At 61.9% G+C, this 20,305-nt stretch carries 20 protein-coding genes; 14 read left to right on the top strand and 6 right to left on the bottom strand.

What is annotated here, in order from left to right; genetic code table 11:
* Positions 1-11 precede the first annotated feature (11 nt).
* Entirely contained in the window at positions 12-755 is a 744-nt protein-coding gene (locus tag H3H37_RS20425) for an rRNA pseudouridine synthase (protein ID WP_182165954.1), read from the top strand.
* A 77-nt stretch (positions 756-832) separates the two neighbouring features.
* On the opposite strand, the gene H3H37_RS20420 is transcribed toward H3H37_RS20425, so the two are convergent.
* The 4 genes from H3H37_RS20420 to H3H37_RS20405 are packed head-to-tail and all read right to left on the bottom strand — an operon-like array spanning position 833 to position 3,183.
* Positions 833-1,366, bottom strand: coding sequence for an RDD family protein (locus H3H37_RS20420; protein WP_182165952.1), 534 nt, complete (start codon positions 1,364-1,366; stop codon positions 833-835).
* Entirely contained in the window at positions 1,356-2,186 is an 831-nt protein-coding gene (locus tag H3H37_RS20415) for a DUF3106 domain-containing protein (protein ID WP_182165950.1), read from the bottom strand. Before H3H37_RS20415 ends, H3H37_RS20420 begins: the two co-directional genes overlap by 11 nt.
* A 2-nt stretch (positions 2,187-2,188) precedes the next feature.
* Complete coding sequence (locus H3H37_RS20410; protein WP_182165948.1) at positions 2,189-2,617, bottom strand: DUF3619 family protein; 429 nt, start codon at positions 2,615-2,617, stop codon at positions 2,189-2,191.
* Complete coding sequence (locus tag H3H37_RS20405) at positions 2,614-3,183, bottom strand: RNA polymerase sigma factor (protein WP_182165946.1); 570 nt, start codon at positions 3,181-3,183, stop codon at positions 2,614-2,616. The genes H3H37_RS20410 and H3H37_RS20405 overlap by 4 nt, the downstream gene beginning before the upstream one ends.
* Before the next feature lie 522 nt (positions 3,184-3,705).
* Between H3H37_RS20405 and H3H37_RS20400 the strand changes: the two genes are divergently transcribed.
* Genes H3H37_RS20400 through ilvC form a run of 3 tightly spaced genes read left to right on the top strand, consistent with a single transcriptional unit; the run spans position 3,706 to position 7,003 of the window.
* Entirely contained in the window at positions 3,706-5,436 is a 1,731-nt protein-coding gene (locus tag H3H37_RS20400; protein ID WP_182165944.1) for an acetolactate synthase 3 catalytic subunit, read from the top strand.
* 1 nt (position 5,437) lies between these two features.
* Complete coding sequence (ilvN, locus tag H3H37_RS20395; RefSeq protein WP_093389534.1) at positions 5,438-5,929, top strand: acetolactate synthase small subunit; 492 nt, start codon at positions 5,438-5,440, stop codon at positions 5,927-5,929.
* A 57-nt stretch (positions 5,930-5,986) separates the two neighbouring features.
* Complete coding sequence (gene ilvC / locus H3H37_RS20390) at positions 5,987-7,003, top strand: ketol-acid reductoisomerase (protein ID WP_182165942.1); 1,017 nt, start codon at positions 5,987-5,989, stop codon at positions 7,001-7,003.
* A 73-nt stretch (positions 7,004-7,076) separates the two neighbouring features.
* Here the strand turns inward: ilvC and H3H37_RS20385 are convergent, their stop codons facing one another.
* Positions 7,077-7,349: a BrnA antitoxin family protein gene (locus tag H3H37_RS20385; protein WP_182165941.1), complete on the bottom strand. Its 273-nt coding sequence runs from the start codon at positions 7,347-7,349 to the stop codon at positions 7,077-7,079.
* Between the two features lie 317 nt (positions 7,350-7,666).
* On the opposite strand from H3H37_RS20385, the gene H3H37_RS20380 reads away from it, so the two are divergent.
* The 6 genes from H3H37_RS20380 (at position 7,667) to H3H37_RS20355 (ending at position 14,350) form a co-directional block, all read left to right on the top strand.
* Complete coding sequence (locus H3H37_RS20380) at positions 7,667-8,425, top strand: SIMPL domain-containing protein (protein ID WP_182165939.1); 759 nt, start codon at positions 7,667-7,669, stop codon at positions 8,423-8,425.
* Positions 8,426-8,578: 153 nt separating this feature from the next.
* The gene (locus H3H37_RS26150; RefSeq protein WP_182165937.1) at positions 8,579-10,177 is read left to right on the top strand and encodes a methyl-accepting chemotaxis protein; all 1,599 of its coding nucleotides are present in this window, start codon (positions 8,579-8,581) and stop codon (positions 10,175-10,177) included.
* A gap of 235 nt (positions 10,178-10,412) precedes the next feature.
* Positions 10,413-11,288, top strand: coding sequence for a CDP-diacylglycerol--serine O-phosphatidyltransferase (gene pssA, locus H3H37_RS20370; protein ID WP_182165935.1), 876 nt, complete (start codon positions 10,413-10,415; stop codon positions 11,286-11,288).
* 52 nt (positions 11,289-11,340) lie between these two features.
* A complete protein-coding gene (locus H3H37_RS20365; protein ID WP_182165933.1) occupies positions 11,341-12,888 on the top strand; it encodes a 2-isopropylmalate synthase in 1,548 nt (515 codons plus the stop codon).
* Between the two features lie 211 nt (positions 12,889-13,099).
* Positions 13,100-13,996, top strand: coding sequence for a haloalkane dehalogenase (locus H3H37_RS20360; protein ID WP_220456514.1), 897 nt, complete (start codon positions 13,100-13,102; stop codon positions 13,994-13,996).
* A 75-nt stretch (positions 13,997-14,071) separates the two neighbouring features.
* Complete coding sequence (locus H3H37_RS20355; protein ID WP_182165931.1) at positions 14,072-14,350, top strand: acylphosphatase; 279 nt, start codon at positions 14,072-14,074, stop codon at positions 14,348-14,350.
* A gap of 7 nt (positions 14,351-14,357) precedes the next feature.
* Here H3H37_RS20355 and H3H37_RS20350 read toward each other — a convergent pair whose 3' ends face one another.
* Positions 14,358-14,846, bottom strand: coding sequence for a hypothetical protein (locus H3H37_RS20350; RefSeq protein WP_182165929.1), 489 nt, complete (start codon positions 14,844-14,846; stop codon positions 14,358-14,360).
* Positions 14,847-15,014: 168 nt separating this feature from the next.
* On the opposite strand from H3H37_RS20350, the gene rpsO reads away from it, so the two are divergent.
* The 4 genes from rpsO (at position 15,015) to H3H37_RS20330 (ending at position 20,208) form a co-directional block, all read left to right on the top strand.
* Entirely contained in the window at positions 15,015-15,284 is a 270-nt protein-coding gene (gene rpsO / locus H3H37_RS20345) for a 30S ribosomal protein S15 (protein WP_173594619.1), read from the top strand.
* 296 nt (positions 15,285-15,580) lie between these two features.
* Positions 15,581-17,692 (top strand): polyribonucleotide nucleotidyltransferase, encoded by a 2,112-nt coding sequence (gene pnp, locus H3H37_RS20340; protein WP_182165927.1) that lies wholly within the window; start codon positions 15,581-15,583, stop codon positions 17,690-17,692.
* Between the two features lie 1,855 nt (positions 17,693-19,547).
* Complete coding sequence (locus tag H3H37_RS20335) at positions 19,548-19,892, top strand: hypothetical protein (RefSeq protein WP_182165925.1); 345 nt, start codon at positions 19,548-19,550, stop codon at positions 19,890-19,892.
* A gap of 73 nt (positions 19,893-19,965) precedes the next feature.
* The gene (locus H3H37_RS20330) at positions 19,966-20,208 is read left to right on the top strand and encodes a hypothetical protein (protein WP_182165923.1); all 243 of its coding nucleotides are present in this window, start codon (positions 19,966-19,968) and stop codon (positions 20,206-20,208) included.
* Positions 20,209-20,305 lie beyond the last annotated feature (97 nt).

The raw sequence follows: 20,305 nt of genomic DNA, 5'->3' as shown, positions 1-20,305 counted from the left end.
TGACTAAACCGATGACCGATACCAGCACTGACAATTCCATCCGTCTCGCCAAGCGCGTGGCGGAAATGCGCGCCTGTTCGCGGCGCGAGGCCGAGCAATACATCGAAGGCGGCTGGGTCAGCGTGGATGGCGTAGTGGTCGAGGAGCCGGGTGCGCGCGCCGCGCCCAGCCAGACGGTCACCATCGCCCCCGAGGCGACGCTGCTGGATGTGGTGCCGGTCACGCTGCTGCTGCACAAGCCGGCCGGCATCAACGCCGGTGTCGGCCGGCAGGGCGTACCCGCGCTCACCTGCCTGCGCGCAGACACGCTGACGGCCGACGCCCGCGGCCAGCGCTTCCTCAAGCGCCACCTGGCGGGACTGACGCTGACCAATCCATTGGAAACCATGGCCAGTGGCCTGCTGGTGTTCACCCAGGACTTCCGCGTGGCCCGCAAGCTGGTGGACGATGCGGCGCGCATGGAGCAGGAGCTGATCGTGGAAGTGGCGGGCCAGATCGCCGAAGATGGCCTGGCGAAGCTGAACCACGGCCTCACCTTCAACGGCAAGGCGCTGCCGCCGATCAAGGTCAGCTGGCAGAACGAGAAGCGGCTGCGCTTCGCGCTCAAGGGCGTGCAGCCGGGCCAGATCGAGCACATGTGCAAACAGGTGGGATTGAGCGTGGTGGCGATCAAGCGCATCCGCATCGGCCGCATCGCCATGGCCGGCTTGCCGGTGGGAGAGTGGCGCTATCTGCAGCCCTACGAACGGTTCTGAACCATAAAAAAACCGGGGTCAGGTCATGAAGTCACGCAATGTTGCGTAGCTTCATGACCTGACCCCGGTTTTTCAGTTCAGGCGGCTTTCTTCTTTTTCTCGGGCTTGGGCAATTGCACCAGGCGGGTGCCCGTCAGGCGGTCGTGCAGGAACTGGCCGTCCTTGTCGAACAGGGCCGTGGCCGACCAGGCCAGGATGCCGGCGCCCAGCACGCCCAGCGCTTGCCAGTGCGCCAGTCCCAGCGCGTAGTCCAGCAGCGCGGCCGGCACGATCCACAGCCAGGCCAGCAGGTAGCGCACGGCGGCCGCTTGCAGCGGCACGTGGTCGTGGCCCGGCATCACCAGTTTGATGCGCCAGGTGCGCATGGCCAGCGTCTGGCCTTCACGGCTCCATTGATGAATGAAGTAGGCGCCCAGCACGAGGAAGGCCAGCGCCTGCCGCATGTGCTCGACCACCTTGGCGTGGCTGGCCTGGGTGGCGATCTCGAAGACGAGGAAGGGCAGGAACAGCACCGCCAGGCCAAGCAGGGTTTCATACACCATCGAGATCAGTCGGCGCGCCACGGTGGGCACGGTCGGGCTGCTGGCAGCCGGGGTGGGGCTATTTGACATTCGTAGGGGTGGTTGCGCTGGCCGGATTGGCGGCCGGGGTCGTGGTGCTGGCGGGCGGGACGGACGCGGCGGCGGCCGATGCGGTGGTGGCCGGGGCCGTTGTCGTCGCCGCCGCAGGGGCGCCGGTGGCCGGCGCCGCAGTGGCGGGTGCTGCCGGTGCTGCCGGCGCTACCGGGGTGGCCGGCGTGATCGGGGCGATCGATGGCGGCGGCACGTTCTTCTTAATCGGCGCCACCGTCTTCATCTTGCTCTGTTCGGGCGTGGGCAGGTTGGCCACCTGCTTTTTCTCGGTCACGGCGGCGGCCAGTTGTTTCTTCTGCTCGTCCGGCAGTTGCTGGTATTCCTCCCACTGGGCCGACTTGTGGCCAGGGCCGATCTTCTGGGTGCGGGCGTAGTTCTCCCGTACCTGGCGCCGCTGTTCCGGCGTCATGCGCACCCATTCGTTCATGCGTTCGCGCACGCGCGCCTGCTCGTCGGCCGTCATGGACGAATAGCGGTTGGCGATCTTCAGCCACTTTTGCTTGCGCAAGCCTTCCATCTGGTCCCATTCCACTTGCAAGGGGAGCAGTGCTTGCTGTTGCGATTCAGTTAATTCCTTCCACAGGGGCTTGTCCAGGCCTTTGGGCGCGGCACCATGCTGCTTGCCGCCAGCACCGTGCTTGCCGGTGCTGGACGATGCCGCTGGGACGACGGCCGCCACGCTGGCGGCCGGCGCCACCGGCGCCGGACGCGTGGCGACCCAAGCCGTGCCGGCCACTGCCGCCAGCACGCCTGCCGCCACCGCCACGCCCAGTTTTGCCTGACTGCTGAAACCCGCCATGCTTATTGCTCGCTTTGCTCGCTTTGGGCGAGGTAGGCGTTAAAGCCGTGGTCCAGGTAGGCCGACAGCGGCAGTTCGTCCGACAGCACGGCCGCGTCCAGCTCGGCCAGTTCGGCCACGCGCTGTTGCTGTTCGTATTGGTAGATGCCGATCAGGCCAGTCACCAGCACCAGCAGCGGGATCACCATGCTGACCCGGCCCAGCCAGGCGAACGGTTGCGAGAAGGCGGCGCCCAGGCCGCGCGCGCCGCCGGCGCCGACCGTGGCCAGCGCCGCCTGCTTGACGCGCAGCGGGGCATCGGCCTTCTTGCGCGCCAGGGCCGCCTGGCGCGCCTGCGCCAGCCGGTCGGTGGTCGAGGCGGGCAAGTCGTCGAGCCGCTCGTTGAGCTTGTGCCGCACCTTGTATGCGAAATTGAGATCTTCGGTGTTCATAATTTTATTCCCTTGGCCTGCAGTGCCTCGGCGAGTGCATGAGTTGCTCGTGAGCAATGCGTTTTGACGCTCCCCTCGGAGCATCCCATCGCTTCGGCCGTTTCGGCCACGTCCATATCTTGCCAGTAACGCATCAGGAAGGCTTCCCGTTGACGCGCGGGCAGTTTTTGTACCTCATTCTCGATCAAGGCCAGCATTTGCTGGCGTTCGACCTGGTCGGCGCTGGACTCGGCGGCCGAGGTGCCCTGTTCGGCCTCGTACGATTCCAGTATATCAAAGTCCTCATGCTCGTCCCCCGAGGGGCCCAGGCCGGAGAACAGGCTGACCCAGGTGTTGCGTACTTTTTCTCGGCGGAAATAATCGAGGATGGTGGTCTGCAGTATGCGCTGGAACAACATGGGCAGCTCGGCGGCCGGCTTGTCGCCGTATTTCTCGGCGAGCTTGATCATCGCATCCTGCACGATGTCCAGCGCGGATTCGTCCTTGCGTACCGCATAGACGGCTTGTTTAAAGGCGCGCCGCTCGACGTTTTCTAGAAAGTCGGATAATTCTTTGTCTGTTGCCATGCGTCGTGGAGCGTTTGGCCGGGAATGCCGGCATCTGGGGCGCGAGGGCCGGAAGTGTTGCCTGTGGCGTATTGTAACGTTTCGTAAACTGAGCGCATGCTAGCAAAAATTGGCCATTTCTGCATGGTTTTCGCATGTTGACGCACCAGAATGGCGCTTTACGCATGATTTCGCTTGCCCAAACAGGCATGCCGGTGTTACCGTATGGGAGCTTTGAACACCCCAAAGCTCTATGGTCTGGTCGCCGCTGGCACACAACGCCGCAATCGACAAGACGCGCTTTCATATGTAGGCAGTTTGCTCTAACCCGCGCCACAAGCGCGAGAGGTACGCACAACCGCTGCAGAATACTCCAGCCTAACGAAATTGCGTCCAGCGACGCCTTGTACGCTCCCTACGGTGAGCGGAAGAGGCACCGTGAGCGCAGCGAAAAGGGCAGCTGGACCACGCTGTGGCAGTACGCATACTTCGCCAGGACAGGGCATCCGATCAATCTCCAATGGACCTTGAAAGGAATGTTTTATGAATACCGAAGCAGCAGGAAACCAACTCACAGGCGCGGAAATCGTCGTGCGCTGCCTGGCCGAAGAGGGCGTTGAGCACGTCTTTGGCTACCCGGGCGGTGCCGTTCTGTACATTTACGACGCCATCTTCAAGCAAGACAAATTCCAGCACATCCTCGTTCGCCATGAGCAGGCCGCGATCCACGCCGCCGATGCCTATTCGCGCAGCTCGCAGAAAGTCGGCGTCGCCCTGGTGACCTCCGGTCCCGGCGTGACCAATGCCGTGACGGGCTTGTCGACGGCCTATATGGACTCGATCCCGATGGTGGTCATTTCGGGCCAGGTGCCCAGCCACGCCATCGGCCAGGATGCGTTCCAGGAATGCGACACGGTCGGCATCACCCGTCCCGTCGTCAAGCACAATTTCCTCGTCAAGGACGTCAAGGACTTGGCGGAAACCATCAAGAAAGCCTTCTTCATCGCCCGCACCGGCCGTCCCGGCCCCGTGCTGGTCGATATCCCGAAGGATATCTCGATGCACAAGACCACCTTCTCGTACCCGAAAGAGGTCGAGATGCGGTCCTACAAGCCGGTCGACAAAGGCCATTCGGGCCAGATCCGCAAGGCCGTGCAGCTGCTGCTGCAAGCCGAGCGCCCCATGATCTACACGGGCGGCGGCGTGATCCTGGCCAATGCCTCGCCGGAACTGAACAAGCTGGTCGACAAGCTGGGCTTCCCCGTCACCAACACGCTGATGGGCCTGGGCGCCTACCGCGCCAGCGACGAGAAGTTCGTCGGCATGCCCGGCATGCACGGCACCTACGAAGCGAACATGGCGATGCAGCACTGCGACGTCCTGATCGCCATCGGCGCCCGTTTCGACGACCGCGTGATCGGCAACCCGAAGCACTTCGCCAGCCACCCGCGCAAGATCATCCACGTGGACATCGACCCGTCGTCGATCTCCAAGCGCGTCAAGGTCGACATTCCCATCGTCGGCAACGTCAAGGACGTGCTGATCGAGTTCCTGGCCCAGCTGGACGCGGCCGAGACCAAGCCCAACGCGCCCGCGCTCAAGGACTGGTGGAAACAGATCAATGAATGGCGCGGCCGCAAGTGCCTGGCCTACACCCCGTCCGACCTGGTGATCAAGCCCCAGGCCGTGGTGGAGAAACTGTGGCAAGTGACCAAGGGCGACGCCTTCATCACTTCCGACGTGGGCCAGCACCAGATGTGGGCGGCCCAGTACTACCCGTTCGACAAGCCCAAGCGCTGGTGCAACTCGGGCGGCCTGGGCACCATGGGTGTCGGCCTGCCGTACGCCATGGGCGTGCAGATGGCCAATCCGGACGCCACCGTCGCCTGCATCACCGGCGAAGGTTCGATCCAGATGTGCATCCAGGAACTGGCGACCTGCAAGCAGTACCACCTGACGCCGAAGATCATCATGCTCAACAACCGCTTCCTCGGCATGGTGCGGCAGTGGCAGCAGATCGACTACGGTTCGCGTTATTCCGAGTCCTACATGGATTCGCTGCCCAACTTCGAGAAGCTGGCCGAGGCCTATGGCCACGTCGGCATGCGCATCGAGAAACCGGGCGATGTGGAAGGCGCGCTCAAGGAAGCGTTCGACATGAAAGACCGGCTGGTGTTCATGAACTTCATCACCGATCAATCTGAAAACGTATGGCCGATGGTGAAGGCGGGCAAGGGGCTCTCCGAAATGCTGTTGGGTTCGGAGGACTTATAAGATGCGACACATTATCTCTGTATTGCTGGAAAACGAAGCGGGCGCGCTGTCGCGCGTGGTGGGCCTGTTCTCGGCCCGTGGCTACAACATCGAGACGCTGACCGTGGCGCCGACGGAAGACGCGACGCTGTCGCGCATGACCATCGTCACCAGCGGCTCGGATGACATCATCGAGCAGATCACCAAGCACCTGAACCGCCTGATCGAGGTGGTGAAGGTGGTCGATCTGACCGAAGGCGCCCACATCGAACGTGAGCTCATGCTCATCAAGGTGCGCGCCGTCGGCAAGGAGCGCGAGGAAATGAAGCGCACCGCCGACATCTTCCGTGGCCGCATCATCGACGTGACGGAAAAGACGTACACCATCGAACTGACCGGCAACAAGGGCAAGCTCGACGCGTTCATCGATTCGATCGACCGCGCCTCCATCCTGGAGACGGTCCGTACCGGCGGTTCCGGCATCGGACGCGGCGAACGCATCCTCAAGGTTTAACCGGACGTCCCCGACGCACGGCTTCAAACAAACAATACCCCAAATATAGGAATTATCATGAAAGTTTTCTACGACAAAGACGCTGACCTCTCCCTGATCAAGGGCAAAAACGTGGCCATCATCGGCTACGGTTCGCAGGGCCACGCCCACGCGCAAAACCTGAGCGACTCCGGCGTCAACGTCACCGTGGGCCTGCGCAAGGGCGGTTCGTCGTGGTCCAAGGTCGAGAAGGCCGGCCTGAAAGTGGCGGAAGTGAACGACGCCGTCAAAGCCGCCGACGTCATCATGATCCTGCTGCCGGACGAAAACATCGCCCAGGTCTACAACGAAAACGTCGCTCCTAACGCCAAGCAAGGCGCCGTACTGGCCTTCGCCCACGGCTTCAACGTGCACTACGGCCAAGTCGTGCCACGTGCCGACCTGGACGTGATCATGGTCGCACCGAAGGCCCCAGGCCACACCGTGCGCGCTACCTACACCCAGGGTGGCGGCGTGCCGCACCTGATCGCCGTGTACCAGGACAAGTCCGGTATCGCCCGCGACATCGCCCTGTCGTACGCTTCGGCCAACGGCGGCGGCCGTGCCGGCATCATCGAAACCAACTTCCGTGAAGAAACCGAAACCGACCTGTTCGGCGAACAAGCCGTGCTGTGCGGTGGTACCGTGGAACTGATCAAAGCCGGTTTCGAAACCCTGGTTGAAGGCGGCTACGCTCCTGAGATGGCTTACTTCGAGTGCCTGCACGAGCTCAAGCTGATCGTTGACCTGATCTACGAAGGCGGCATCGCCAACATGAACTACTCGATCTCGAACAACGCCGAGTACGGCGAGTACGTGACGGGCCCGAAAGTGGTGACGGAAGACACCAAGAACGCCATGCGCCAGTGCCTGAAGGACATCCAGACCGGCGAATACGCCAAGTCCTTCATCCTGGAAAACAAGGCCGGCGCCCCGACCCTGATCTCGCGCCGCCGCCTGACGGCCGAGCACCAGATCGAAGAAGTGGGTGCCAAGCTGCGCGCCATGATGCCTTGGATCGCCAAGAACAAGATGGTCGACCAGTCGAAGAACTAAGCCGTTTCTTCGTACGACAAAAAGCCGGGATGCGTCCCGGCTTTTTTTTCGTCCCTGCGTTTTAGGGCAGAACTCAGATTTCGCTCAGACGCTCTGCCATGCGGGTCTGCCAGCCTGGTCCGGTGGCTTTCCAGCGGGCGATCACGTCAGCCGGCAAGCGCAGTGAAATCAACTGGCGCGGATTGGCGAGCCGGGGCCGGCCCCCTTTGTTCACCTTTCCGCGCGCCAGCATCTCGTCGGTGATTTCGGGTAGTTCAAGGTACTCATCGGGTTGAATCTGATGGCGGTCAACCTTTTCCAGACCCGATCCCAAGGAGCGGGGCGATACGTTTCTTTTCGCGTTCATTGGCTTTCCTCATGCTGAAAACGTGGCGTTCGGCGAAGCGTGGTGAGTAGCCGATCAATGTCTTTTCGCGCTTACGCATGTCGAAGGTAATGCGCATAGGTTGTTGTAGTTACAAAAACTATTGGGAGGCAAGCGACGTGAATAGTGCGCGGGATGGTTGTCGGGTGTTTGGACGGGTTTATGCATTCCATCATGCGTATGCGGGCGACATATTGATCAGGCTCGCAAGTTGTTACAAACACTCACCATGTGTTACTGCCCCCGCCTGCGCGATACGGTACAGTGTTGCTTGCCGATATTTCAACCTGGAGCAAGCCATGACCGTCATCCACAAACTCGCCGCTGCTGCGGCCGTCACCTTCGCCGTGGCCGCGCAGGCCGCGCCCGTTGAACCGCTGACCACGGCCGGCACGTTGGTCGTCGTGCCCGCGTTCGGTGAAGTCAAACACGCCAACGATCTGGCCGTCATCACGCTGGCCGTGGAGGAGCAGGACAAGGACAAGGCCGCCGCCGCTTCGCGCGTCAACCTGAAAATGAAGCAGGGCATCGACATCGTCAAGCAGCAGGACCCGCGCGCCAGTCTGAAGACGCAAGGCTATTACACCTATCCCGTTTATCCGGAAGACCGCCCCATGCCGAACGGCGTGGCGCCCCGTCCGCGCGTACCGACAGCCTGGCGCGTGGGCCAGTACCTGCAGGTGACCACCACCAGCCTCGACACGCTGCCCAAGACCGTGGCCGCCGCCCAGCGCGTGCTGACCCTCAACAGCCTGAACTTCGGCCTGACGCCCGAGACGACCAAAAAACTCGATGACCAGCGCATCGCTGCCACCTACCAGAACCTGAACGAGCGCATCGTGTCCATCGCCAACGCCATGGGCCGCAAGGTCGGCGATGCCGTGCTCGATACGGTGGACTTCGAAGGATCGGGTAACTACGTCCAGCCCGAGCGCGCCGCACCCATGCTGATGCGGGCCGCGAAAATGGCCGACAGCGCGGAAGTGGCCGAACCCAGCTTCGAGCCCGGTGAGACGACCTTGCAAATGCACGTTGTAGGCAAGGTACGTTTTCGCTAGTTTTTGACGCATCGACCGGGCTTGGCGAGCCAGACGGAGATTTGTTGAGGCAATCTTGTCTTTGGGCATGTTTTTGCGCGGCAGGGCAAGGCATGCTGTGCTAAGGCACCTGTTTTTTTGCAGGTGAAACACTGGCGCACAACGGAGAACACGATGCTGAAGAATCTCACGATCAAGACCCGTCTGGTGGTGGTTATTGCATTCCTGTCGCTGGAACTGATTTTCGGGGCGGTGGTGGGGATTACAGGGCTGTATTTTGCGAACGCGTCGATGCAGTCCATGTACGGCGACCGCCTGGTGTGTCTGGGGCAGCTGGACCAGGTGGTGCGCCTGCTCAGCGCCAACCAGACCAACGCCGCCAAGGCGCTGACGGCGCCGCCGGACAAGGTCAAGCGGCTGCTGGATGAGATCGAATCCAACATCCAGCAAGTGGGCAAGGTGTGGGGCGACTATACGGCTACGAAGCTGACGCCGGATGAGGAGCGGCTGGCCAACCAGGCGGCCGCCGCGCGCGCCACTTTCCTCCAGCAGGGCTTGCTGCCCGTGGTGGCCGCGTTGCGCGCCGACGACCAGGCCAAGGCGCAGGAACTGGTGCAGGGGCGCATGGAGCAGACGTTCGTGCCATTGCGCCGCGCCATCGATGACCTGATCGCCTTGCAACTGAATGTGGCGCGCGATGCCTACCAGGCGTCCGAGCAGCGCTATCACTGGATTCGCAACTGGTGCCTGGCCGGCGTGGTGGCGGGGCTGATCCTGGCGGCCGTCATCGGCTACTGGCTGGTGAAAGCCATCACGGTGCCGCTGAACGAAGCGGTGGATCTGGCCGGCGCCATCGCCGGCGGCGACCTGACCCGCACCATCGTCGTGCGGGGCAACGATGAAACGGGGCGCCTGATGGCGGCCCTGCAAAAGATGAACGCCAGCCTGGTCAGCATTGTCGGCCAGGTGCGCTCGGGCACGGATACCATCGCCGTGGCCACCGGCCAGATCGCGGCCGGCAACCAGGACCTGTCCTCGCGCACGGAGGAGCAAGCCAGCTCCCTGCAGGAAACGGCCGCCTCAATGGAGCAGTTGACGGCCACCGTCAAGCAGAACACGGAATACGCGGTGCAGGCCAACACGCTGGCCGAATCGGCATCGGCCGTGGCGGCCCGGGGCGGGGAGGTGATCGGCCATGTGGTGGGCACCATGGATGAAATCAGCGATTCGGCGCACAAGATTACCGACATCATCGGGGTGATCGACAGCATCGCGTTCCAGACCAATATCCTCGCGTTGAACGCGGCGGTGGAGGCGGCCCGCGCGGGCGAGCAGGGACGCGGCTTCGCCGTCGTCGCCAGCGAGGTGCGCAGCCTGGCCCATCGCTCCGCCGACGCGGCCAAGCAGATCAAGGCGCTGATCGGCGCTTCGGTGGAACGGGTGGAGGCGGGCAGCCAGTACGTGAGCGCGGCCGGCGACACCATGCGCGACATCGTCACCAGCGTGCGCAAGGTCAGCGACATCATTGGCGATATCACGCTGGCCAGCAAAGAACAGAGCAGCGGCATCGAGCAGATCAGCATCGCCATCAGCCAGATGGATCAGGTGACGCAGCAGAACGCGGCATTGGTGGAGCAGGCGGCCGCCGCGTCGGAGGCCATGCAAAGCCAGGCCGGGCGGCTGTCGCAGGTGGTGGGGCTGTTCAAGCTCGATGCGGCCGGGCGCGACGAGCACGCGTCAGCGGCCTTGCGTCTGGTCGCTCCGGCTGCTTAGTCGTTTAGCCGCAGAGCCGCAGAGCCGCTGTTTTCTGCCGCCAAACCGGCCGTCTACGGCCGTTTTCTACCCCGTTTGTCCCTCAATAGCGCCGATTCGCCCATCGCCGTGGCCGACGATGGGCGAAGTTGCGCCGCGAACTGCCTCTTTTGTTGTCTCGTCCTCTATAATGATGGCGCAACACGCTGACAAGCATTTCGCGCGCATCACCCGTAGCACTTAGAATTGGAACAATATGGCAAATTTCCCCCGTCGCAGAGCCAAGAACGGCGCCAACCAGGGCGCCAAGGCGCCCAAGCTGTCCCGTTTGGGCCGCTTCGCGCGCCAGCCGCTGGCTGACGGCGTCGCCAAGCCTCGTCCGCGCGGGATCTACCTGCTGCCCAACGCTTTCACCACGGCCGCACTGTTCTGCGGTTTCTACGCCATCGTGATGGCCATGAACCAGCGCTTCGAGCATTCGGCCTGGGCCATCTTCATCGCCATGGTGCTGGACGGCCTCGATGGCCGCATCGCCCGCCTGACCAACACCCAGAGCGAATTCGGCGCCCAGTACGACAGCCTGTCGGACATGGTGTCGTTCGGCGCCGCGCCGGCGCTGGTGGTGTACGAATGGTCGCTGCGCGGCTTGGGCAAGCTGGGCTGGATCGCCGCCTTCGTCTATTGCGCCGGCGCCGCGCTGCGCCTGGCCCGCTTCAACACCAACATCGAAGTGGTCGACAAACGTTTCTTCCAGGGCTTGCCCAGCCCATCCGCCGCCGCGCTGGTGGCCGGCTTCATCCTGCTGATGGTGGACCAGGAAGTGTCGGGCATCGAACTGCGCTGGGTGTCGTGGGGGATCGCCGTGTTCGCGGGCCTGACCATGGTCACCAACGTGCCGTTCTACAGTTTCAAGGACGTCAATTTCCGCAAGTCGGTGCCGTTCATCGCCGTGTTTTTGATCGCGCTGATGTTCGCCCTTGTTTCGATCGACCCGCCCAAGGTGCTGTTCCCCATCTTCATCGCCTACGGCCTGTCCGGCTATGTCGTGTCGGCCTGGCGCCTGGCCAAGGGCAAGCCGGTCAGCCTGATCCAGACCGGCCATGAGCCGGTCGACCCGAGCGAACGCCGCTGATTGCGGCGGGCGGTCGGCCCACAGCTATTTTATGTAACGCCACGGAGCCATCATGAGTAACCTGTCCAACCGCCTGATCATCTTCGACACCACGCTGCGCGACGGCGAGCAATCGCCCGGCGCCTCGATGACGAAGGATGAGAAGATCCGCATCGCCAAGCAGCTTGAACGGCTGCGCGTGGATGTGATCGAGGCCGGTTTCGCCGCCGCCTCGCAGGGCGATTTCGAATCCATCAAAGCCATCGCCAGCACGGTGCGCGACTCGACCATCTGCTCGCTGTCGCGCGCCAACGACCGCGACATTTCGCGCGCGGCCGAGGCGCTGGCGCCAGCGGCCCGCAAGCGTATCCACACCTTCATCGCCACCTCGCCGCTGCACATGGAAATGAAGCTGCGCATGCAGCCGGACCAGGTGCTGGTGCAGGCCAAGAACGCGGTGCGCTTCGCGCGCCAGTTCACCGACGACATCGAATTCTCGCCCGAAGACGCCAGCCGTTCGGAAGAGGACTTCCTGTGCCGCGTGATCGAAGGCGTGATCGCCGAAGGCGCGACCACCATCAACTTCCCCGACACGGTGGGCTACGCCGTGCCGGAACTGTTCGGCGAAACCATCCGCCGCCTGCGCGAGCGCATCCCCAATTCCGACAAGGCCATCTGGTCCGTGCACTGCCACAACGACCTGGGCCTGGCCGTGGCCAACTCGCTGGCCGGCGTGATGATCGGCGGCGCGCGCCAGATCGAGTGCACCATCAACGGTCTGGGCGAGCGCGCCGGCAACACGGCGCTGGAAGAAGTGGTGATGGCGCTGCGCACCCGCAGCGGCTACTACAACCTGGATGTGGGCATCGACGCCACCCAGATCGTGCCGGCCTCCAAGATGGTGTCGCAGATCACGGGCTTCGCCGTGCAGCCGAACAAGGCCGTGGTGGGCGCCAATGCGTTCGCCCACGCTTCCGGCATCCACCAGGACGGCATCCTGAAGGCGCGCGAAACCTACGAGATCATGCGCGCCGAAGACGTGGGCTGGACCGCCAACAAGATCGTGCTGGGCAAACTGTCGGGCCGTAACGCGTTCAAGCAGCGCCTGCAGGAACTGGGCATCGAGCTCGATTCAGAAGCGGAAGTGAACGCCGCGTTCGGCCGCTTCAAGGAACTGGCCGACCGCAAAGCCGACATCTTCGACGAAGACATCATGGCCCTCGTATCGGACGAACAGCAGGCGCAGGAAAGCGAGCACTATCGCTTCGTGTCGCTGGCCCAGCGTTCCGAGACCGGTGAGACGCCGCTGGCCAAGGTGGTGTTCTCGATCGACGGCCAGGAGTATGTGTGCGAAGGGCGCGGCGACGGCCCGGTGGACGCCACCGTCAACGCCATCGAAGGCCAGGCCGCCAGCGGCGCCGAGCTGGTGCTGTTCTCCGTGAACGCCATCAGCAACGGCACCCAGTCGCAGGGCGAGGTGACCATGCGCCTGTCCAAGGAAGGCCGCATCGTCAATGGCGTGGGCGCCGATCCCGACATCATCGTCGCTTCGGCCAAGGCTTACCTGTCGGCGCTCAACAAGCTGCACTCGAAGATCGAGCGGGTCAATCCGCAGATCTGATCCGCGCCGGCCTCCGCCTGCGGCCAGTACCAGCGCGCATCGCGCCGGTGCCGGCCGCAGGCAGGGCATGACGCGTGTTTGTCATAAAATCACAAGATCTCACTCCCCGGTAGCCTGACAATGGCGGCTATCGCGGGCGTTGCGCGGTTCATGCCGCCATGCTCCCGTGCCACTGCACGCCGCCACAGAGCGGTGCTACATCAAGGAGACCATGGTGAAGATTCTGCGCACGCCCGAGGCGTGCTTTTCGGATTTGAAGGATTATCCGTTCGCGCCGCATTACTATCAGATCACGCCTGAACTTCGTTTGCATTATGTGGACGAAGGCCCGCGCGACGCGCCGCCCGTGCTGATGCTGCATGGCGAACCCACCTGGTCTTACCTGTACCGCCACATGATCGGTCCGGTGGCCGGCGCCGGGCTGCGGGTGCTGGCGCCGGACCTGATCGGCTTTGGCAAGTCCGACAAGCCCGCCGCCCGCAGCGACTACAGCTACGCCGGCCAGGTGGCGTGGTTGCGTCATTGGATCGAAGCACTGGACCTGCGCGACATCACGCTCGTCTGCCAGGACTGGGGCTCGCTGTTCGGCCTGCGGCTGGCGGCCGAGATGCCCGAGCGTTTCGCCCGCATCGTGCTCAGTAATGGCGGCCTGCCGACCGGCACTGGCATGCCGACCATGTTCCGCATCTGGCGCGCCTTCTCGCGCTACAGTCCGTGGTTCCCGATCGGCCGCATCGTCCAGAGCGGCACCCGGCGCACGTTGTCGCGCGAGGAGATCGCGGCCTACGATGCGCCATTCCCCAGTGCCGCGTACAAGGCCGCCGCCCGCATCTACCCGTCGCTGGTGCCGGTGGAGCCGGACAACGTGGCCGTGCCCGACCAGTTGCGCGCCTGGCGCGTCTACGAGGGCTGGACCAAACCGTTCCTGTGCTGCTTCAGCAACGGCGACCCGATCACGCGCGGGCTGGATGCCGAATTCAGGCGGCGGGTGCCGGGCGCCAAAGACCAGCCCCATACGACGCTGCGCGGTGGCCACTTCATCCAGGAGGACGACGGCGCCGCCTTCGCCCGGCTGGTGGTTGCGGCGTGCCGGCAAACGGTGTCGTGATCCGCAGGGGCCGCAGGCGCGGTAGTATGAGGGGATGACTGGCAGGTTTCATCCATCGGCGAAGCGAGGCGGCACATGGCGAAACGGTTGATTATCGAGGGCAGGGTGCAGGGCGTCGGCTATCGGGCCTCGTTCGCACGGCAAGCGGAAGTGTTGGGCCTGGATGGCTGGGTGCGCAATTGCCGCGATGGATCCGTGGAGGCTTGCATCCACGGCGACGTGGCGGCGATGGAAGCCGTCATCACCTGGGCCAGGCGCGGGCCGCCGTCGGCGCGGGTGATCGACGTGACGGTCGAGGAGTTCAGCGCCGAAGGGCTGTCCGGCAGCGGCTTGCGCATCTTGCCCACCGCTTAGTCCGGGTTCAGCGCCCCCAGTGTTTTTCCCGTTCCGGGTCCGGCCCGTTGGTCATCTTGCCGACCGTGCCGTTGGCGGCGAACTCCACATACATCACGGAATCCCACACGTCCTGCTCCTTGTAGCGGTACATCCAGACGTCCGCCGGGCTGTGGGCGAAGCGCAGCACTTCGGCTGGACGGCCGAACGTGTGCAGGATGGTGTCGCGGTTGTCCTTGCCGATGCGCACGGCGCCGAAGCGGGCGCTGGTGAGTACCTGTTCGTAGGACACGAGCCGGCCCTGCGGGTCGAGCCGCGCCATCCACGTGTACTGGCCGGCCGGGCCGCGCGCGTATTCGAGCAGCGTATCCGCGCCGTCGCGGTAGGTGGCGGTGGGCGTGCCCAGCGCGGCGCGCACGGCCGCTTCCGGTTCGCCCGGCGTCAGTTGGGCGCCGCCCAGGCCGGCGCAACCGGCGGCCAGCACGGACAAAGTTAGTAAAGAGGCTAGGTTTTTCATGGTGCCACACGCGTCGTGAGGAGGAATACAGTAAGAATTGTAGCCAACACTGGCAACGCGCGCTGTTTTTCCGATATACTTGCGGGTCTGGTCTTTCGGCCGGAATTTTTTTGAAGTTCACGATGCGCAGGGTTCAGACTCCGTGCACCGCATGTTAAAGGTAAAATCATGACCGTAGAAAACATCAACAAAGCCGCCATCATCGCGGACAACGCCCGTGGTCAAAACGACACCGGCTCCCCAGAAGTTCAAGTTGCGCTGCTGACCGCACGCATCAACGAACTGAACGGCCACTTCAAAGCCCACTCCAAGGACCACCACTCGCGCCGCGGCCTGATCATGATGGTCAACCGTCGTAAGAGCCTGCTGTCCTACCTGAAGGGCAAAGATGCAACCCGTTACCGCGATCTGATCGCTAAACTCGGCCTGCGTAAGTAATTTTTGCGCCACCCGGTTTAAACCGAAATGCCTGCGCCAGTTCGCTGACGCGGGCATTTTGTCATTTAGCCCGGTGATTTATTGCTAAGAGGAACAGTCCCTTGGCACAGCGACATGGCATTCCCGGATACGGCACGGCGCGCCACTGACAGCGCGGCGTGTGGCAACAGAGCAATCGTAGAGAGAGCAAGTGTAGTGAAAGCAGTAAAGGCGGACCATCTTACAAGGAGACGCCGCCTGTGGTGAGGTGAACGACAGCCCCTGAAAATCTGTCGGCAAATAGAAAGGGAATACCCATGTTTAACAAAGTTACGAAAACCTTCCAGTACGGCCAACATCAAGTCACGCTGGAAACCGGTGAAATCGCCCGCCAGGCATCGGGCGCGGTCATGGTGTCGATCGAAGACACCGTGATCCTGGCCACCGTGGTGGCAAAAAAGGATGCCAAGCCTGGTCAGGACTTCTTCCCGCTGACCGTTGATTACGTCGAGAAGACCTACGCTGCCGGCAAGATCCCCGGCGGTTTCTTCAAGCGCGAAGGCCGTCCTTCGGAAAAGGAAACGCTGACCTCGCGTCTGATCGACCGTCCTATCCGTCCGCTGTTCCCTGAAGGCTACCTGAATGAAGTGCAGATCATCATTCACGTGCTGTCGGTCAACCCAGAAATCGATCCGGACATCCCCGCCATGATCGGCGCCTCGGCCGCCCTGTGCGTGTCCGGCATCCCGTTCAACGGCCCGATCGGCGCCGCCCGCGTCGGTTACGCCAACGGCCAGTACATCCTGAACCCGACCGTCGAACAACTGAAGACCTCGCAGATGGACCTGGTGGTGGCCGGTACCGAAACGGCCGTGCTGATGGTCGAATCGGAAGCGCAGCAACTGTCGGAAGAAATCATGCTGGGCGCCGTGGTCTACGGCCACGACCAGATGAAGGCCGTGATCGACGCGATCCACGACCTGGTGCGCGACGGCGGCAAGCCGGAAGTGGAATGGACTCCGCCGGCCAAGAACGAAGCGCTGATCGCCCGCGTGGCGCAATTCGGTGAAGCGAAGATCCGCGACGCCTACCTGACCCGCGACAAGCAAGAGCGTACCGCCAAGCTGAAAGCCGCCAGCGCCGCAGTGATGGCCGACCTGGCCGCCGACGCGACCGCCGAAGCACCGGACGCCGTCGAAGTGGGCAACATCCTGTTCGACATGGAAGCCAAGATCGTGCGTTCGCAGATCCTGGAAGGCGAGCCACGTATCGACGGCCGCGACACCCGCACCGTGCGTCCGATCGCGATCCGCACCTCGGTGCTGCCACGCACCCACGGTTCGGCCCTGTTCACCCGCGGCGAAACGCAGGCGCTGGTGGTGGCCACCCTGGGCACCGCTCGTGACAGCCAGAAGATCGACGCGCTGATGGGCGAGTTCACCGATTCGTTCATGCTGCACTACAACATGCCACCGTTCGCCACCGGCGAAACCGGCCGCGTGGGCACGCCTAAGCGCCGCGAAATCGGCCACGGCCGCCTGGCCAAGCGCGCGCTGATCGCCGCGCTGCCATCGCAGGAAGAGTTCAGCTACTCCGTGCGTCTGGTGTCGGAAATCACCGAATCGAACGGTTCCTCGTCGATGGCCTCCGTCTGCGGCGGCTGCCTGGCGCTGATGGACGCCGGCGTGCCGATGAAAGAGCACGTGGCCGGTATCGCCATGGGCCTGATCAAGGAAGGCGGCCGTTTCGCCGTGCTGTCGGACATCCTGGGTGACGAAGACCACCTGGGCGACATGGACTTCAAGGTGGCCGGCACCCGCAACGGTATCACGGCGCTGCAGATGGACATCAAGATCATGGGCATCACCAAGGAAATCATGCAAGTGGCGCTGGCGCAAGCCAAGGAAGGCCGCGAGCACATCCTGGGCGAAATGCAGAAAGCCATGCCGCACGTGAAGACCGAGCTGTCGGACTTCGCACCGCGCCTGATCACCATCAAGATCAACCCCGAGAAGATCCGTGACGTGATCGGCAAGGGCGGCGCCGTGATCCGCGCGCTGACCGAAGAGACCGGCACCCAGATCGACATCAGCGACGAAGGCGTGGTCACCATCGCCTCCGTGGACGCTGCCGCCGGCCAGGAAGCCAAGCGCCGCATCGAAGAGCTGACCGCCTCGGTCGAAGTGGGCAAGACCTACGACGGCGTGGTGCTGAAGCTGCTGGACTTCGGCGCGATCGTGCAAGTCATGCCGGGCAAGGATGGCCTGCTGCACATCTCGCAGATCGCCAACGAGCGCGTGAACGCCGTGGCCGACTACCTGAAAGAAGGCCAGGCTGTGCGCGTGAAAGTGCTGGAGACGGATGATCGTGGCCGTCTGAAGCTGTCGATGAAAGCGGCCGCTGAAGAAGCGGCAGCAGCAGCCCAGTAAGTTCTTCGGCTTAGGCTGAAACAGAAAACCGCCAGTGCGTGAGCCTGGCGGTTTTTTTATGGGCGGGTGGGGATTGTTGCTCGAACCACGTGGGCATGAAGGTTTATGGCGGCCGTTAGGAGGCTTTATGTTTGCAGTCAATCGAACGTAGCCTCTGCGGCTTGCTCAAACCGTCATTATCTGGCAATGTTAATGTTCTTAAAACGTCAATATGACGTCTACTTTACGTTAGCGAGCATACTTATGCGAACTCGATCCATCGCTCAGACTTCGATCCTCCTAGCAGTTACCGCAGGAGCGAATTTCACAGTAGCAGCTGAACTTGATGTGTTGATTGGTCGGGACTACGCTTCTGCTCGAAAGATTCTGATAAAAGATCATTGGGTTCCGGTCCGTCAATCCGAGGAGCAAACGATGGAACATGATAGAAAGATCCAGCGGAAGTATCCCGAAATGGATAGCTGCGCTATGGATAAGCCGGTTTGCTCGTTCAGTTTCAAAAGAGCCGGGAAATGTATGCGAATCATCACTTGGGGCGAAGAAATGAAGTCCTTTACAGTGAACACCATTACCCATGAATGCTTAGATGACGCAAAGCGCTAACATTGCAGTCAACTGGACTGCCTCCACGCTGCGCGTTCCGGCAGCCAGTTACTTTGAACGTTAGGCCCGGCTTTGAAAATGAATTCCGCTTCTACCACTTCGCTTAGCTTTTGGGCTGCTGGCTGCGCCACTAGCTTGGCTACGCTCAGCGCAAGGGCCGGTGGCTATTCGCGGTGCGGTGGCAAGTGCGAATTGCGATGGTTCGCGCGCGCACGCGTGGGCGCTGGCGCGGACGCGTGCGTGGTAAATCGTTCGCGGCAAGTTCATGCGCCGTGTCTAACATTTCGTTTAACCGGACGCGCTGACGCGCGCCGGTTACCTCAACGTTGGGCTTCCTGAGATGCGCCTCATATTTTCTGTATCGTTGCTCTTGTTCAGTCAGCTAGCCCTTGCGGCCGAGCCCGCATCTTTTGAAACAACGTGTGGGGGAGTCAAGTATCGCGTCACAAAAGTCAATCGTGGACATCCTCTGGATAACAAATTTGTCCTCTCCGCTGGCCCCAAGGTGATTTACGAAGCGGATGAAGGTGGCTGGTTCCACGCTGTATGCACTACGTCAAAAGAAGAGGCTCCCGTTATTCTCTTCCAAAGTTATTGCGGTGGGAGTGCCTGCGTCGAGGATAAATACGGAGTCGTTGACGCAAAGACCTCCCGCCTTCTTCTGGCTCCACGTAAGGCGAATGAAGGCAATTCGCGTGAAGCCGCTGGCGTCCTTGGGATGAAGCCCACATACCTGCCAAACAAAAGGGGGAACTTCTGCTGTGGTGACTGAATCTATGCCCAACAATTCCGTCAACCGGACCTCCGCATCGCTGCGCGCTGCTGCGGCCGGTTACGTCCAACGTTGGGCTTCTTGAATGACACGGGGCCGGATCACTTACTTTTTGTTTGCTACGCTTCCTGCGCTGGCTTACGCTCACGGCGAAGAAGTGCTGTTGACGGTCTACGCCGAGCTTCTTACAGTCGCGCTCGTTATTTTGATGTTGCGGCTTTCGCGGAGATTTCGCCCGTTCTGGTTCGGTGGCACAGTCACTTGTATCTTCGGCGTAATTGCATCTTGGTTCGCGACCGCCCGCATGCCGTATCTTGCAAATCAAGCTTTGATCACTGCTATATCCGTGGCATTGCCCCTGCTTGCCACTGCTGCATACCTAGTTTGGAGGCGTAGCCGTGTCGCTAGGTAAAATATGGCCCAACAATTTATTCCAGCGGACGCCATACGGCGCCGCTGAATCTGCACGTTGGGCCTTCGATGAATAAACTAGTCGTCACTCTTGCTGCCGCAATGTGCTGCGTTGGATCGACTTCGGTTGCAGTTGCAACGAAGCTCCAGGGCTCGAATTCGGAAGTGCAAATTGGTGAAAGTTACGCTAGCACCCGAACCAAGATGCTTCGTCTCGGTTGGGCGATCGATCGTGAATGGGGCGTCTCTGGCGTTCACGAGAAGCTCTCCTTCTCAAAATATCCGGAAGTTCTTTGTGGTGAGGGGTTCCAGGCAGTGTGTACTGGTCGTTTCAAGAAGGGCGACTCCGCTATTCTCCTCACCATTGATCAATTCAGGAAGCGCCTCCCTGTTACCTACATCACCAATGACTAAGCCCAACAACCCAATCTACCGGACGCCTTGTGACGCCGCTGATCGTTCACGTTGGGCGGCCTTAGCATAAGTTATGAGTACTAAACTGGAACGAGAAGAATATGAGGAGCTTCATCGTTACCTCAAATATACGCTGCACGAACTTCCTGCTGGCGTGCTCTACGGTGCTAGTGGCGCAAGTGAAAAGGAGTGTTCGGAGCTAATGGAGGCGACATATCGCCTGGAAGAACTCTCTAAACTCATCGGGGAAGACCTTTCGGATTTCCTGGCGCTTTGCCGGTGGCATGGTAATCCCCCCATATTTGATGCGCTCTGAAAGTAGAGGCTAAGCGGCGAGGGCCAATTTCTGTTTTGGCGTAATTCCGCCCAAGGCCATGTTCGGCCGGTCGTGATTGTAGGTCCATAACCAACGC

The organism is Rugamonas brunnea (genome assembly GCF_014042345.1).
Classification (GTDB): Bacteria; Pseudomonadota; Gammaproteobacteria; order Burkholderiales; family Burkholderiaceae_D; genus Rugamonas; species Rugamonas brunnea.
The sequence above is the reverse complement of the archived record's forward strand: the minus strand, read 5'-3'. Positions and strand labels throughout refer to the sequence as shown.

Excerpts from the sequence above, each read along its gene's own strand:
- H3H37_RS20425 (WP_182165954.1), top strand. The coding sequence starts at position 12 with ATGACCGATACCAGCACTGACAATTCCATCCGTCTCGCCAAGCGCGTG.
- H3H37_RS20420 (WP_182165952.1), bottom strand. The coding sequence starts at position 1,366 with ATGTCAAATAGCCCCACCCCGGCTGCCAGCAGCCCGACCGTGCCCACC.
- H3H37_RS20415 (WP_182165950.1), bottom strand. The coding sequence starts at position 2,186 with ATGGCGGGTTTCAGCAGTCAGGCAAAACTGGGCGTGGCGGTGGCGGCA.
- H3H37_RS20410 (WP_182165948.1), bottom strand. The coding sequence starts at position 2,617 with ATGAACACCGAAGATCTCAATTTCGCATACAAGGTGCGGCACAAGCTC.
- H3H37_RS20405 (WP_182165946.1), bottom strand. The coding sequence starts at position 3,183 with ATGGCAACAGACAAAGAATTATCCGACTTTCTAGAAAACGTCGAGCGG.
- H3H37_RS20400 (WP_182165944.1), top strand. The coding sequence starts at position 3,706 with ATGAATACCGAAGCAGCAGGAAACCAACTCACAGGCGCGGAAATCGTC.
- ilvN (WP_093389534.1), top strand. The coding sequence starts at position 5,438 with ATGCGACACATTATCTCTGTATTGCTGGAAAACGAAGCGGGCGCGCTG.
- ilvC (WP_182165942.1), top strand. The coding sequence starts at position 5,987 with ATGAAAGTTTTCTACGACAAAGACGCTGACCTCTCCCTGATCAAGGGC.
- H3H37_RS20385 (WP_182165941.1), bottom strand. The coding sequence starts at position 7,349 with ATGAACGCGAAAAGAAACGTATCGCCCCGCTCCTTGGGATCGGGTCTG.
- H3H37_RS20380 (WP_182165939.1), top strand. The coding sequence starts at position 7,667 with ATGACCGTCATCCACAAACTCGCCGCTGCTGCGGCCGTCACCTTCGCC.
- H3H37_RS26150 (WP_182165937.1), top strand. The coding sequence starts at position 8,579 with ATGCTGAAGAATCTCACGATCAAGACCCGTCTGGTGGTGGTTATTGCA.
- pssA (WP_182165935.1), top strand. The coding sequence starts at position 10,413 with ATGGCAAATTTCCCCCGTCGCAGAGCCAAGAACGGCGCCAACCAGGGC.
- H3H37_RS20365 (WP_182165933.1), top strand. The coding sequence starts at position 11,341 with ATGAGTAACCTGTCCAACCGCCTGATCATCTTCGACACCACGCTGCGC.
- H3H37_RS20360 (WP_220456514.1), top strand. The coding sequence starts at position 13,100 with ATGGTGAAGATTCTGCGCACGCCCGAGGCGTGCTTTTCGGATTTGAAG.
- H3H37_RS20355 (WP_182165931.1), top strand. The coding sequence starts at position 14,072 with ATGGCGAAACGGTTGATTATCGAGGGCAGGGTGCAGGGCGTCGGCTAT.
- H3H37_RS20350 (WP_182165929.1), bottom strand. The coding sequence starts at position 14,846 with ATGAAAAACCTAGCCTCTTTACTAACTTTGTCCGTGCTGGCCGCCGGT.
- rpsO (WP_173594619.1), top strand. The coding sequence starts at position 15,015 with ATGACCGTAGAAAACATCAACAAAGCCGCCATCATCGCGGACAACGCC.
- pnp (WP_182165927.1), top strand. The coding sequence starts at position 15,581 with ATGTTTAACAAAGTTACGAAAACCTTCCAGTACGGCCAACATCAAGTC.
- H3H37_RS20335 (WP_182165925.1), top strand. The coding sequence starts at position 19,548 with ATGAATAAACTAGTCGTCACTCTTGCTGCCGCAATGTGCTGCGTTGGA.
- H3H37_RS20330 (WP_182165923.1), top strand. The coding sequence starts at position 19,966 with ATGAGTACTAAACTGGAACGAGAAGAATATGAGGAGCTTCATCGTTAC.